Origin of the sequence: Pseudomonas quebecensis, assembly GCF_026410085.1 — a bacterium.
Taxonomy (GTDB): Bacteria; Pseudomonadota; Gammaproteobacteria; order Pseudomonadales; family Pseudomonadaceae; genus Aquipseudomonas; species Aquipseudomonas quebecensis.
This window is the reverse complement of record NZ_CP112866.1, coordinates 857,245-870,790: the sequence shown is the minus strand read 5'-3', so window position 1 is coordinate 870,790 and position 13,546 is coordinate 857,245. Positions and strand designations below refer to the sequence as shown.

Sequence of the window (13,546 nt, the reverse complement as noted above, 5' to 3'; positions counted from 1 at the left end):
TGGATCAAGGTTTTCAATCAAATTGAGAGGGCAACGAGTTTTTCACTATAGCTTCACAAACTGACTACAGTGTCAGGACGACCATCGCCTCCCATTTATATAAGGAACATAGACATGGGTTTGGTCAAAACTGCGCCAATGCGCTATTTGCTGTTGATAACCGGTGCCTGGTTACTGATTTTCCTGGTCACCCGTGCCGTGCTGTTGCTGACTCACTTGGACGAAGTCGGCGGTAACCTGCTGCCGGTGTTCGGCGTGGGGTTGCTGTATGACCTGGGGTTTCTTGCCTACGCAGCGCTGCCGCTGGGACTGTACGTGCTGCTATGCCCGCCGGGCCTGTGGCGTCGTCGCGGCCACCGCTGGTTTTTGCAGGCGGTACTCACGGTCAGTCTCTTCGCAATGCTGTTTACCTCGGTCGCCGAATGGCTGTTCTGGGACGAGTTCGGGGTGCGCTTCAACTTCATCGCCGTCGACTACCTGGTGTATTCCGACGAAGTGTTGAACAACCTGCTGGAGTCCTACCCGATCGGCAAACTGCTCAGCTTATTGGCAATGCTGGCCATTGTGTTGAGCCTGGCTTTGCGTAAAGCGTTCAATGCCGCCACGGCCTCACCACTGCCACCGTTGCGCGGCCGCTTGTTCAACGCGGTGGTGCTGGTGCTGGCCGTCGGCCTCAGCCTGCAGTTGATCAGTCAGAACAGCCCCCGCGCCCAGGGCGGCAATGCCTACAAAAACGAGCTGGCCAGTAATGGCCCATATCAGTTTTTTGCAGCCTTTCGTAACAACGAACTGGATTACTCGCAGTTCTACAAAAGCCTGCCGACCGACGTGGTCGCCCGCCAGTTGCGCGCCGAACTCAGCGAGCCCAACGCCCGCTTTATCGGCCAGGACCCGCTGGATATCCGCCGGTCCATCAGCCACTCCAGCCCGCCGAGCACGCCCAATATCGTGCTGGTAACCATCGAAAGCTTCAGCGCCAAATACATGGGCAGCAATGGCGACGGGCGCAATCTCACGCCGAACCTCGACGCGTTGCGAAAACAAAGCCTGTATTTCAATAACTTCTACGCCACCGGCACCCGCACAGACCGGGGCCTGGAAGCAATCACCCTGGCGATCCCTCCTACGCCGGGACGCTCGATCGTCAAACGCATCGGCCGTGAAAGCGGTTTCGCCAGCCTCGGGCAACAGCTCACCGCCGTCGGTTATGACAGCGTATTCGTGTACGGTGGGCGCGGTTACTTCGATAACATGAACGCGTTTTTCAGCGGCAACGGTTACCGCGTGGTCGACCAGAGCAGCGTACCCGAGGCCGAAATCTCGTTTAAAAACGCCTGGGGCATGGCCGACGAAGACCTGTACAAACAAACCCTGAAACTGGCCGACGCCGATTACGCCAAGCGGCAACCGTTCCTGCTGCAATTGATGACTACCTCCAACCATCGCCCTTACACCTATCCGGATGGGCGCATCGATATCAAATCCGGGAATGGCCGCGACGGCGCGGTGAAATACACCGACCATGCCATCGGTGAATTCCTCGACGCGGCACGTCAGAAGCCCTGGTTCGACAACACGATCTTTGTGTTCGTCGCCGATCACACGGCCGGCAGCGCGGGCAAGGAAGACTTGCCCATCACCAACTACCAGATTCCGCTGTTCATCTATGCGCCCAAACTGATCGACCCACGGGAGTCCGCGCAACTGGCCAGTCAGATCGACCTGGCGCCGACCCTGCTGGGCCTGATCAACCTGAGCTACGAGTCGACGTTCTTCGGCCGCGACTTGCTTCAGGATAACCCGCTGCCGCCGCGCGTGGTGGTCGGCAATTACCAGCATCTGGGGCTGTTCGACGGCAAGGACCTGGCCATTCTCAGCCCGCGCCTGGGTCTGCGTCGCCACGACCAGGCCTTGGCTGAAAGCCAGGAGTCGCGAGTGGGCAGTGATGATCCCTTGATCCAGCGAGCAATCACCTATTACCAGGCCGCCAGCTACGGGTTCAAACAACAGTTGTTGAGTTGGAAAGCGCCCCAGGAGACGAGCCCACGGCTGACCGAGCGCTAAGCCAGCTCATGACCCCCAAGCAATAAAAAAGCCCCGCCTGCATCACTGCAGGCGGGGCTTTTTCAGTACGGGGGTAAGGCTGGCTTACATCATGCCGCCCATGCCACCCATGCCGCCCATGTCTGGCATACCGCCGCCAGCCGAGCCTTCTTTCTTCGGTGCATCAGCGATCGCCGCTTCGGTGGTCAGGATCAGACCGCCAATGGAGGATGCTGCCTGCAGCGCCGAACGGGTTACCTTGGTTGGGTCCAGGATGCCCATTTCGATCATGTCGCCGTAGACGCCAGTCGCAGCGTTGTAACCGTAGTTACCTTTGCCGTTCTTGACTTCGTTGACCACAACGCTTGGCTCGTCGCCGGAGTTGGCAGCGATCTGGCGCAGTGGTGCTTCAACAGCGCGACGCAGTACAGCGATGCCGACGTTCTGGTCAGCGTTGTCGCCGGTCAGGTCAGTCAGGGCTTCCAGGGCACGGATCAGCGCAACGCCACCGCCAGGTACCACACCTTCTTCAACGGCTGCACGGGTTGCGTGCAGGGCGTCTTCAACGCGGGCCTTCTTCTCTTTCATTTCAACTTCGGAACCGGCGCCAACCTTGATCACTGCAACGCCGCCGGACAGCTTGGCCAGACGCTCTTGCAGTTTTTCACGGTCGTAGTCCGAGGAAGTTTCGGCAACCTGGGCACGGATCTGGTTGATGCGCGACTCGATGTCGCCTTCAACGCCGGCACCGTCAACGATGATGGTGTTTTCCTTGGACAGGGTCACACGCTTGGCGCTACCCAGGTTTTCCAGGGTGGCGCTTTCCAGGCTCAGGCCGATCTCTTCGGAGATAACGGTACCGCCGGTCAAGACGGCGATGTCCTGCAGCATGGCCTTGCGACGATCGCCGAAGCCTGGCGCCTTGACGGCGGCGACTTTGACGATGCCACGCATGTTGTTCACAACCAGAGTCGCCAGGGCTTCGCCTTCAACGTCTTCGGCCACGATCAGCAGTGGGCGACCGGCTTTGGCAACAGCTTCCAGCACCGGCAGCATTTCGCGGATGTTGGAGATTTTCTTGTCGACCAGCAGGATCAGCGGGCTGTCCAGCTCGGCAACCATGGTGTCAGGCTTGTTGACGAAGTAAGGAGACAGGTAGCCGCGGTCGAACTGCATGCCTTCTACAACCGACAGTTCGTTTTCCAGGCCCGAGCCTTCTTCAACGGTGATCACGCCTTCTTTACCGACTTTTTCCATGGCTTCGGCAATGATGTCGCCGATGGAGTTGTCGGAGTTGGCGGAGATGGTACCCACCTGAGCGATGGCCTTGGTGTCGGCGCATGGCTTGGACAGGTTCTTCAGCTCTTTGACGATGGCGATGGTCGCCTTGTCGATACCGCGCTTCAGGTCCATCGGGTTCATGCCGGCAGCAACGGCCTTGAGGCCTTCGTTGACGATCGACTGAGCCAGAACGGTGGCGGTGGTGGTGCCGTCGCCTGCGTCATCGTTGGCACGGGAGGCAACGTCTTTGACCAGCTGCGCGCCCATGTTTTCGAAACGGTCTTCCAGTTCGATTTCTTTGGCGACGGAAACGCCGTCCTTGGTGATGGTCGGAGCGCCGAAGCTCTTCTCGATGATCACGTTACGGCCTTTCGGGCCCAGGGTCGCTTTTACTGCGTCAGCCAGAACGTTGACACCAGTGAGCATTTTCTTGCGGGCGGAGTCGCCGAATTTAACTTCTTTAGCAGCCATGATCGATATTCCTTAAATACTTTGACGTAACGGGAAAATGAGCGGGAAATCAGCCTTCCAGTACAGCGAGAATTTCGTTCTCAGCCATTACCAGCAGGTCTTCGCCGTCGACTTTCACAGTGTTGCTACCGGAGTAAGGGCCGAAAACAACCTTGTCACCCACTTTCACGGCCAGCGCGCGTACTTCACCGTTCTCCAGGGTCTTGCCCGGACCCGCAGCGACGATCACACCGTGGTTGGCTTTTTCAGCAGCCGAACCTGGCAGAACGATGCCGCCAGCGGTTTTCTTTTCTTCTTCGCTGCGACGGATGACGACGCGGTCGTGCAGAGGACGAAGCTTGCTCATTGTCGATCTCTCCTAATTGTGTTTTTCATCGGCCGGTATCAATTCCGGCGGGTTAAATTCCGGCGGTGCCGGTCGCGGTTCGCTGAGCGAAACGCGGAAGTCTGTCTAGTGTCACCACCAGAAACCTTGCGGTGACCGTTACATAAGGGCGCCTGTGCTTATTACAAGGGCCCGCGAATGAAATTTTTTATGTCCAGGGAGCCGGTAAATGCAGCACGGCACCTGAAGGTGCCGTGTGGGTGGGGGTTATTTGCCGTCGCGGTGCTCGAACTCGCCTTCGATCACATCGCCTTCACGGCCCAGAGGCTGGCGCGGGGCCGGGCCACCACGAGGCTGCAGGTCGTCGGCGAACGCACGCTGGCGAATCGCGGCCTCTTCGGCGCGCTGGCGCATTTTGCCGGCCAGCAATTTGCGGGTGACCGGCAGCAGCATCACCAGACCGACTGCGTCGCTGATGAAACCCGGCAGGATCAACAGCCCACCGGCCAGGGCCATCATCAGGCCTTCCAGCATGGTCTGGGCGGGCAACTCGCCGCGGTTCAGGCTTTCCCGGGCACGTAATGCCGTAGCCAGTCCGGCGACGCGCAGCACTAGAACGCCAAGCATCGAGCCTAGAATGATCAACAGCAATGCCGGGAAAAACCCGATCGCACTGCTGACCTGAACGAAGACGAACAGCTCCAACACCGGGAACAGCAGAAAGAGCAATAAAAAAGGGCGCATCAAATGGTTCCTCAACGCAAGAATGCCTTGCCAGTCCACCTTAGATGACGTCGCCGTTTCGTGAATTCAAGCGTCGGAAGCCGTTTTTTTCGGCCAGGCAGCGGCATGAGCCAATGAAACCAGGGCTTCGCGCACCTGTGTCGGCGTGTTGCAAGACGTTGCGAACGGCAGCCAGTGCAACGACTGACCAATGCGCAGGTGCATGCCCTCACTGTCGATCCCGGCCAACTGCGCGGGCTCGCCGGCAGGCAAATCGGCAAGTGCCACGTAATGCGCAATCGCCTTGGCATGGTCGCTGTTCATGTGCTCGACCATGCTGCGCTCGGCCGTGCCGGCGAAAGGGTTGGCCAGGGTCAGCTGATCAAGCCAATGGATCGCGCCGAACCCGCCTATATAGCGGTGACGCACCGGCTTGAGCACCCAGAAATCAAAATCGTGCGCCTTGTGGTAGTTGGCCGACTCGGGAAAGTAGCGGTAGTAGCGTTCGGCCGCTGCCTCGACGGCGGTGGCGTCCTGCAGTTTTTCGGCTTCGGCCAGGTAGGTCAGGCGCCCCACTGCCTGCACATCGTCCGCCTCGCGCTCGCCGACCAGCAGAGAACACTTGGGATCTTTTTGCAGGTTATGGGTGTGCTGGGCGATACGGCTGATCAGAATCAATGGCCGGCCCTGCTCGTCCAGGCAGTACGGCACCACCGATCCAAAGGGAAAGCCGGGCATGGCTTTGGACAATGTGGAGAGAGCCCCACGGTATTCCTTGAGCAACAGCTCTCGGGCGTTCCTGGCAACCTGTGCGCTCAACGTATGACTCCTCGGGTATTCAGCCGCCCACTGCGTATGGGAATGGATCTCAACACAAGGTAATCAATAAAGGCCGCGGTTGCCAGGGGCTCGATTACCAGGCCACGCCGAACCCAGCGGTGTAGCGGGTTTTGCTCAGGCTGCTCTGGGAGTCGCCGCTGATCACATCGCGCTCGGCCTTGAGGTTGAGCGATGCCCACTCGGTGACTTTGTAGCGCAGGCCCATTTCCGCATCCAACGAGTACTCGGCCGGTGCATCGATAGGCTTGCCCAGTTCGCCGTTGGTGAAGAACTCAACGGTCTTGCCCACCAGGTAGCGGTTGTAGTTCCACTTCATGGCCAGGGAATAGAAGTTGTCTTTGCCGCCGTCGGCATATTCATAGTCGGTTCGGTTGACCAGCGAGCCGAGGGAGAACGCGCCCAGTTCATCGTCCCAGAACTGGTAGCCAGGGCCGGTACCCACGGTGCGCTGGCGAGCCAGGTCTTCAACCTTGTCGCGCTTGTAGGTCAGACGCCCTTGCCAGAACCAGTGCTCGGTGAGAAAACGGTCCAGGTCGTATTCCAGCGCCCAGTTGTCGGTGGTGGTCACATCGTCCTGAAATTCGCGGTTGTACTCGCCCTGCCCGGTATGGCGCCATTGACCATGACGCGCGGACGTCTTGAAATCGATATCGTAGTCGTTGGTGTCTTTCTCGGCGCGCTTGTAATCCAGGGCCAGGTCGACGTTGCCCTTCCATACCAGGTCCTCGATCACAGGCTTTGGCTTGATGATCTGCTGAATGCTCGCCAGCTCCACGGTCTTGGGTGCCTCGCCATTGGCCAGCACCACCTTGCCGTCTTCCGCCGCGTGAAGGGACTTGGCCTTCTCGCCGCTGTAGGCATCCTGCTTGACCAGCAGTTCCTGGTCGCTTTCCAGAGTCTTGACCTGCTTCCAGTCCACGGGCACAGCGCCGGCGTAAGCGGTCTGGATCAGCAACTTGCCGCCGTCGAACAGCTTGATTTTGCCGGTCAGGCGATCACCGTTTTTCAACCAGACGGTATCGGCAAGCAGAGGCGTTGAGGCACTGAGAACAGCAAGGCACAGCAGGGTTCTGGACAACATAAGCGGATTCGAGGCTCGGGCGTGGCGAAAAGAGGGCATTATCGTGTTAGATCACGTCTTAGCAAGCACTGACTCAAGGATCGCAGATGAGTTCAATTCTCACCGCCATATTCACAGACGTTTCTTACATTATTACTGACGTTTTAAACGGATAGCGCCACAGTGAATCCCACACTCGAGCCTGAACAAAGCCCTGCCCAGATACGCCGCACAGCGCTGTACCTGACGCTGGCACAAGTGCCCGAAGGCTGCGTGGTGAGCTACGGCGAGCTGGCGCACCTGGCCGGTTTAGGGCGCGCGGCTCGCTGGGTGGGCCGCACCTTGAGCCAGCTCCCCGAAGACACGCGCTTGCCCTGGCATCGTGTGCTGGGTGCCGGCGGTCGGATAAGCCTGCCGGTCGGCAGCGCCTCGGGCGACGAACAACGTGCGCGTTTGCGCAGCGAAGGCGTCAGTATCCTGAACAATCGCGTTGATATTCAGCGCCATGGCTGGCGCCCGGTAGAGCACAGCGGTTAGAGTGCGCGCTTTGTTTCCGTGAATCTGAGGCAGACTCCAGCCCATGCCCCGTAAAACCTGGCGCGCCGCGCTCGCTGCCTATGCCAGCCCCTCGACGTTAGTGCTGTTGTTGCTCGGCTTCGCCGCCGGCATGCCTTACATGTTGGTGTTCTCGACGCTTTCGGTGTGGTTGCGCGAAGCCGGTGTGGCCCGCGAAACCATCGGTTATGCCAGCCTGATCGGGCTGGCGTACGCCTTCAAATGGGTCTGGTCGCCGCTGCTCGACCAATGGCGCCTGCCGCTGCTCGGCAAACTCGGGCGGCGTCGTTCCTGGCTGGTGCTGGCCCAGTCGCTGGTGATCCTGGGCTTGATCGGCATGGGCTTCTGCGATCCGCAGAAGCATCTGTCCTGGCTGATCGCCATTGCTGTGATCGTCGCCTTTGCCTCCGCTACCCAGGACATTGCGGTCGACGCCTATCGCCTGGAAATCGCCGACGACAGTCGCCAGGCTGCCTTGGCCGCCAGCTATATGTCCGGTTATCGGATCGCCGCGCTGCTGGCCACCGCCGGCGCACTGTTTTTCGCCGAAGGTTTCGGCTCCACCGGCTTCAACTACAAACACTCGGCGTGGACCGGCACCTATGTGCTGTTCGGCGTGCTGATGATTCCAGCCTTGCTGACCACCCTGCTCATGCGCGAGCCCAATGTGCCACTGCGCACCCAGTTGCAGGCTGGCCGCTACAGCTTCGTGCATCAACTGGTGTCGGTGTTCGTGCTGATCGTACTGCTGGTGTCGGTACCGGCGATGTTCACCCAGTTGTACAACACCGATTTCGCCAGTGTGCTCTTCCAGGGCGTGAGCCTGTGGGACCTGCTGATGGAAGACCGCGCGTTCCTGCGGGCCATCCTCTATATCACGCTCACCAGCCTGTGCCTGTCGGCCATGGGCCGGCGTGGCCTGGCGCCGGTGCTGACACCGGTCAACGACTTTATCCTGCGCTATCGCTGGCAGGCGTTGCTGCTGCTGGGCCTGATCGCAACGTATCGCATGTCCGACACGGTCATGGGCGTGATGGCCAACGTGTTCTACATCGACCAGGGCTTTACCAAGGACCAGATTGCCGGGGTCAGCAAAATCTTCGGCCTGATCATGACGCTGCTCGGCGCCGGAATGGGCGGCCTGCTGATTGTGCGCTTCGGCATCCTGCCGATCCTGTTCATCGGTGGCGTAGCGTCGGCCGGCACCAACCTGCTGTTCGTGATGCTCGCCGACATGGGCCCGGACCTGCAGATGCTGATTTTTACCATCTCACTGGATAACTTCAGCTCGGGCCTGGCCACGTCTGCCTTCGTGGCCTACTTGTCGAGCCTGACCAACCTCAAGTTCTCCGCTACCCAATATGCGCTGCTCAGCTCGATCATGCTGTTGTTGCCGCGCCTGATCGGCGGGTATTCGGGGGTGATGGTGGAGAAGTTCGGCTACCACAACTTCTTCCTGATCACCTGCATGCTGGGGGTGCCGACGCTGCTGCTGATCGCGTTGCACTGGTATCAGGAGAATCGGCGGATTCGGTTGAGTCCGCCGGCTGAGGACTGACAATGTGGGAGGGGCGTTGCGACGATTCGACTTGCCCCCTCCCACATACCCCTCTGCATTCTGATGCCTGTACTCCGGCAGCCCGCGCCCGTACAATCCCAAGTCATTTCAAGTTCAAGCAACCGACAACGGCCTACCATGCGTACCAGTCAATATTTGCTCGCCACACAGAAAGAAACGCCTTCCGATGCGGTCGTGATCAGCCACCAACTGATGCTGCGCGCCGGCATGATCCGCAAACTGGCCTCGGGCCTGTACACCTGGTTGCCCATGGGCTTGAAGGTGATGCGCAAGGTCGAAGCCATCGTTCGTGAAGAAATGAACGCCGCCGGCTCCCTGGAAGTGTTGATGCCGAGCACTCAGCCGGCCGAACTGTGGCAGGAATCCGGACGTTGGGAAGAGTACGGCCCTGAGTTGCTGCGCTTCAAGGACCGTCATGGCCGCGATTTCTGCGCCGGCCCGACCCATGAAGAAGTGATCACCGACCTGATGCGCAACGAGCTGAGCAGCTATAAACAGTTGCCGCTGAACCTGTATCAGATCCAGACCAAATTCCGTGATGAAATCCGCCCACGCTTCGGCTTGATGCGCGGCCGTGAATTCATCATGAAGGACGCCTATTCGTTCCACGCTGACCAGGCGTCCCTGCAGGTCACCTACGACCGCATGCACCAGGCCTATTGCAACGTGTTCACGCGCCTGGGCCTGAAATTCCGCCCGGTTGAAGCGGATAACGGTTCCATCGGCGGCGCCGGCTCCCACGAATTCCACGTACTGGCCGAGTCCGGCGAAGACGATATCGTGTTCAGCAACGGCTCCGACTACGCGGCGAACATCGAGAAAGCCGAGGCCGTGCCACGGGAAACCTCGCGCCCTGCCCCGACCGAAGAACTGCGCCTGGTGGACACCCCGGACACCAAGACCATCGCGGCCCTGGTGGAAAAATTCAATCTGCCGATTGAAAAGACCATCAAGACGCTGATCGTGCACGCTGAAGAAGAAGGCAAGCTGATCGCGCTGGTGATCCGTGGCGACCACGAACTCAATGAAATCAAGGCCGCCCAGCAGCCGGGCGTTGCCAACCCACTGGTCATGGCCACCGATGCCGAGCTGCGCGACGCCATTGGCGCCGGCGCCGGTTCCCTCGGCCCGCTGAACCTGCCGCTGCCGATCATCATCGACCGTTCGGTCGAGCTGATGAGCGACTTCGGTATCGGCGCCAACATCGATGACAAGCACTATTTCGGCGTGAACTGGGAGCGTGACCTGCCGGTTCCCACCGTCGCCGACCTGCGCAACGTGGTGGCCGGCGACCCTAGCCCGGATGGCAAGGGCACCCTGGAAATCAAGCGCGGCATCGAAGTCGGGCACATCTTCCAGCTGGGCAACAAATACAGCAAAGCGATGAAGTGCGAAGTGCTGGGCGAGAACGGCAAGCCGATCACCCTGGAAATGGGGTGCTACGGTATTGGCGTGTCCCGCGTGGTGGCGGCTGCCATCGAGCAGAACAACGACGAGAAAGGCATCATCTGGAGTGACGCCCTGGCGCCGTTCCAAGTGGCGCTGGTACCGCTGCGCTATGAAACCGAGCAAGTACGCGAAGCCACCGACAAACTGTATGCCGAACTGACGGCCGCCGGTTTTGAAGTGTTGCTTGATGACCGGGACAAGAAAACCAGCCCTGGCATCAAGTTCGCCGACATGGAACTGATTGGCATCCCTCACCGGATCGTGGTCAGCGACCGCGGCCTGGCCGATGGCAATCTGGAATACAAGAGCCGGACCGAAGCCGAAGCCCAACCGTTGCCGGTGGCTGACGTGCTGTCTTTCCTTCAGGCGCGTATTCGTCGCTGAAAACCAGATCAAGAGAAGTCATGTTCAAGCGAAACACCAGAGCCCTGGGGGGCGCCGCCTTGTGCGGCGCCCTGCTGGTCAGCGGCTGCGCCAATCAGATGTCGCAACGCAGCGAGCACGAGGAGCGGGTCGAGCGCAAATTGCTCGATCACAGCCTGCAGATCGATGTAGGCGAGCCCAAAGTGCTGGAACTGCCGCAACGCCGGGTGCGCATTCACGAACAAAAGACCTTTGAGGTCACCGAGTTCGAAGTCACCCGTCGTTATGACCGCTATACGCCTTACCAACCCTGGCGCGAAGTGTATGAAATGCCACTGGGTGCGGTGGCGTTGGTAGCAGGTGCAGGCGCCAACGTGGCGAACATCTTCGCCCTCGGCAACCTGCCGACGAGCGTGACCCATGATTGGCTGATCTACGGCGTGGACGGGCTCAACCCATTCATGAACGTGCAGTCTCATGGTCGCGCGCAGCAGAATCTGGCCGGTATCGATGAAGTCCAGCGCGACAAGCGCCTGGAGTATTCGAGCCTGCCCTGGAGCGAACGTCCGGTCCAGGTCACTGCCGGCAAACAGACCCATGAGCTGACCACCGACCGCAACGGCGTGCTGCGCCTGAATTTGCTGGACAGCCCCTTTGCCGAGCAGGACCTGAACCACGTCACCACCTTGAAGATCAATGTGGAGGATGGTCAGGACGATGTGCACGTGGATTCGACATTGGCCATCAGCCACACCCTGCGCGGCAAGTTGCTCGAAGCCCACGGTTTGATCTACGACGACCTGGAAGACGACGAAGTCAGCCAGTGGGTGCACCGCGTCAAACGCTTGTCGGAGTTGGGCCTGGAAGAGGAAGCCAGCGAGCTGGAACAAAGCCTGATCGAACTGACCCGCAATGATCCTGAGTTGCAGCAGGAATTTTTGCAGGCGTTGACCAAGGATGCAGGGCGACTCGTAGCGGATCCAGGCGCACGCTGAGAGCGCAAAGGGTTGGAGATCAAATGTGGGAGGAGCCCCTTCCACATTTTGACTGGCGGTTCTACCAGGAGAACTCTAACTGTTCGTTACCGCCACTCAGGTCCAGCAAGCGCACGCCAATCCCCAGCAAACGCACTGGTTTCCCACCGCGATTGAACGCTTGGGACAGTAGCTGCTGATAACTCTCCAGATCCCGCCCTGCCCCGGCCTGCTCCAAGGTGGTCTGGGTAAAGTCATGAAACTTCACCTTAACGAACGGCTTGCCCGCGCGATAACTGCTGTCGATGCGCGCCATGCGCCCGGCCAGGGTTTCCATCAACTCAGGCAGCTTGGCCAGGCAACTTGAGAGATCCGGCAGGTCGGTATCGTAGGTATTTTCCACACTGATGGATTGTCGCCGGCTGTCATTCTGCACCGCGCGCTCATCAATCCCACGGGCCAGACTCCACAGTCGCTCGCCAAAACTGCCGAATTCACGCACCAGCGCCAGCTTGTTCCACTCTCGCAGTTGCAGACAGTCCTCGATACCCAGGCGTGCCAGCTTGTCGGCGGTGACCTTGCCCACCCCATGAAGCTTGCTCACACGCAGCTGGGAGACGAAATCTTCAATCTGGTCCGGGGTAATCACAAACAGGCCGTTAGGCTTCTTCCAGTCGCTGGCGATCTTGGCCAGGAACTTGTTCGGCGCCACGCCAGCAGACACGGTGATGTGCAGTTGGTTGGAAACCCGACGGCGGATGTCCTGGGCGATGCGCGTGGCACTGCCGCCAAAATGCGGGCTGTCGGAAACGTCCAGGTAAGCCTCATCCAGTGAAAGCGGTTCGATCAGATCGGTATAGTCGCGAAAGATCGTGTGAATTTCCTTCGACGCTTCTTTATAGGCATCCATGCGCGGCTTGACGATGGTCAGGTCCGGGCACAGCTTCAGGGCATGCCGTGACGACATTGCCGAACGCACACCGTAGGCCCGTGCTTCATAGTTGCACGTGGCGATCACCCCGCGCCGATCCGCCGAGCCGCCCACGGCCAGTGGCTTGCGGGCCAGGCTCGGGTCATCGCGCATCTCGATGGCGGCGTAGAAGCAATCACAGTCGACGTGGATGATTTTGCGCTGCGTCATAAATAGAAGGGGTAATCCAACGGGCGTTCAGTATCGCACTCACCCCCTGTATATAGCACCAGTAGTTTGAATCTTCCGTCTGAGCGGTAGGAATTTTCCTGATGAGATTTAATTTCTCAATCGAAACAAGCCGCGCAATAGAGCTGAAACCCTCGGCCTGCCTGGGCCCGTGCGGTCAAGGAAGCCGTTATCGAGAGCTAACCGATTGAACCCAAAGCGCTTTTCTTGCAATCACAGGTTGACACACTCGCGTTCCTCTGTAGAATGCCGACACACAGACGCGGGATGGAGCAGTCTGGTAGCTCGTCGGGCTCATAACCCGAAGGTCGTCGGTTCAAATCCGGCTCCCGCAACCAAACATCAAAAAAGGCTACTCGAAAGAGTGGCCTTTTTTGTGCCTGCCTGTTTTACATCTGTACGAAAATTGTAAGACAAAAAAATCTTTAGTCGCCGCACACTTAGCGCTCCTGACCGGTATGCAGCCTCCGATTCACACTTATTTGACCCATCGGGCCATTAACGGTTGACACCTCGCCGCTGGACTGTAGAATGCCGCCCACAGACGCGGGATGGAGCAGTCTGGTAGCTCGTCGGGCTCATAACCCGAAGGTCGTCGGTTCAAATCCGGCTCCCGCAACCAAACATCAAAAAAGGCTGCTCGAAAGAGTGGCCTTTTTTGTATCTGAAGAAAAAGTTCTTCTGAAACAATGAGATGGCATATTTCATGAAACCGCACACGGTT

11 protein-coding genes and 2 tRNA genes are annotated in these 13,546 nt (G+C 59.1%); 7 read left to right on the top strand and 6 right to left on the bottom strand.

The window, feature by feature from the left end; genetic code table 11:
- The first annotated feature begins 114 nt into the window (after positions 1-114).
- Positions 115-2,064 (top strand): LTA synthase family protein, encoded by a 1,950-nt coding sequence (locus OSC50_RS04110; protein ID WP_266246590.1) that lies wholly within the window; start codon positions 115-117, stop codon positions 2,062-2,064.
- 84 nt (positions 2,065-2,148) lie between these two features.
- On the opposite strand, the gene groL is transcribed toward OSC50_RS04110, so the two are convergent.
- The 5 genes from groL to OSC50_RS04085 form a co-directional block, all read right to left on the bottom strand.
- Positions 2,149-3,795, bottom strand: coding sequence for a chaperonin GroEL (groL, locus tag OSC50_RS04105; RefSeq protein ID WP_181078947.1), 1,647 nt, complete (start codon positions 3,793-3,795; stop codon positions 2,149-2,151).
- 49 nt (positions 3,796-3,844) lie between these two features.
- On the bottom strand, positions 3,845-4,141 hold the full coding sequence (locus tag OSC50_RS04100; RefSeq protein WP_017846112.1) for a co-chaperone GroES: 297 nt from the start codon (positions 4,139-4,141) through the stop codon (positions 3,845-3,847).
- 246 nt (positions 4,142-4,387) lie between these two features.
- Entirely contained in the window at positions 4,388-4,864 is a 477-nt protein-coding gene (locus OSC50_RS04095; RefSeq protein ID WP_181078945.1) for an FxsA family protein, read from the bottom strand.
- A 66-nt stretch (positions 4,865-4,930) separates the two neighbouring features.
- Positions 4,931-5,662, bottom strand: coding sequence for a HugZ family pyridoxamine 5'-phosphate oxidase (locus tag OSC50_RS04090; protein ID WP_181078943.1), 732 nt, complete (start codon positions 5,660-5,662; stop codon positions 4,931-4,933).
- 94 nt (positions 5,663-5,756) lie between these two features.
- Positions 5,757-6,764: a DUF481 domain-containing protein gene (locus OSC50_RS04085; RefSeq protein WP_181078941.1), complete on the bottom strand. Its 1,008-nt coding sequence runs from the start codon at positions 6,762-6,764 to the stop codon at positions 5,757-5,759.
- Positions 6,765-6,926: 162 nt separating this feature from the next.
- Here OSC50_RS04085 and OSC50_RS04080 point away from each other — a divergent pair, with 162 nt between their 5' ends.
- From OSC50_RS04080 to OSC50_RS04065, 4 genes are all read left to right on the top strand, one after another.
- Positions 6,927-7,280 (top strand): MGMT family protein, encoded by a 354-nt coding sequence (locus OSC50_RS04080; protein ID WP_266246600.1) that lies wholly within the window; start codon positions 6,927-6,929, stop codon positions 7,278-7,280.
- 43 nt (positions 7,281-7,323) lie between these two features.
- On the top strand, positions 7,324-8,856 hold the full coding sequence (locus tag OSC50_RS04075; RefSeq protein ID WP_181078937.1) for an AmpG family muropeptide MFS transporter: 1,533 nt from the start codon (positions 7,324-7,326) through the stop codon (positions 8,854-8,856).
- A gap of 138 nt (positions 8,857-8,994) precedes the next feature.
- Positions 8,995-10,710, top strand: a complete 1,716-nt coding sequence (locus OSC50_RS04070; RefSeq protein ID WP_181078935.1) for a proline--tRNA ligase — start codon at positions 8,995-8,997, stop codon at positions 10,708-10,710.
- 20 nt (positions 10,711-10,730) lie between these two features.
- Positions 10,731-11,684, top strand: coding sequence for a hypothetical protein (locus OSC50_RS04065; RefSeq protein ID WP_181078933.1), 954 nt, complete (start codon positions 10,731-10,733; stop codon positions 11,682-11,684).
- 61 nt (positions 11,685-11,745) lie between these two features.
- Here the strand turns inward: OSC50_RS04065 and dinB are convergent, their stop codons facing one another.
- Positions 11,746-12,804: a DNA polymerase IV gene (gene dinB / locus OSC50_RS04060; RefSeq protein WP_266246603.1), complete on the bottom strand. Its 1,059-nt coding sequence runs from the start codon at positions 12,802-12,804 to the stop codon at positions 11,746-11,748.
- Positions 12,805-13,083: 279 nt separating this feature from the next.
- On the opposite strand from dinB, the gene OSC50_RS04055 reads away from it, so the two are divergent.
- Positions 13,084-13,160 (top strand) — tRNA-Met (locus OSC50_RS04055).
- 207 nt (positions 13,161-13,367) lie between these two features.
- A tRNA-Met gene (locus OSC50_RS04050) sits at positions 13,368-13,444 on the top strand.
- The last annotated feature ends 102 nt before the right edge of the window (positions 13,445-13,546 follow it).

Coding starts and splice junctions, on each gene's coding strand:
- OSC50_RS04070 (WP_181078935.1), top strand. CDS start 8,995: ATGCGTACCAGTCAATATTTGCTCGCCACACAGAAAGAAACGCCTTCC.
- OSC50_RS04065 (WP_181078933.1), top strand. CDS start 10,731: ATGTTCAAGCGAAACACCAGAGCCCTGGGGGGCGCCGCCTTGTGCGGC.
- OSC50_RS04075 (WP_181078937.1), top strand. CDS start 7,324: ATGCCCCGTAAAACCTGGCGCGCCGCGCTCGCTGCCTATGCCAGCCCC.
- OSC50_RS04085 (WP_181078941.1), bottom strand. CDS start 6,764: ATGTTGTCCAGAACCCTGCTGTGCCTTGCTGTTCTCAGTGCCTCAACG.
- OSC50_RS04110 (WP_266246590.1), top strand. CDS start 115: ATGGGTTTGGTCAAAACTGCGCCAATGCGCTATTTGCTGTTGATAACC.
- dinB (WP_266246603.1), bottom strand. CDS start 12,804: ATGACGCAGCGCAAAATCATCCACGTCGACTGTGATTGCTTCTACGCC.
- OSC50_RS04100 (WP_017846112.1), bottom strand. CDS start 4,141: ATGAGCAAGCTTCGTCCTCTGCACGACCGCGTCGTCATCCGTCGCAGC.
- OSC50_RS04095 (WP_181078945.1), bottom strand. CDS start 4,864: ATGCGCCCTTTTTTATTGCTCTTTCTGCTGTTCCCGGTGTTGGAGCTG.
- groL (WP_181078947.1), bottom strand. CDS start 3,795: ATGGCTGCTAAAGAAGTTAAATTCGGCGACTCCGCCCGCAAGAAAATG.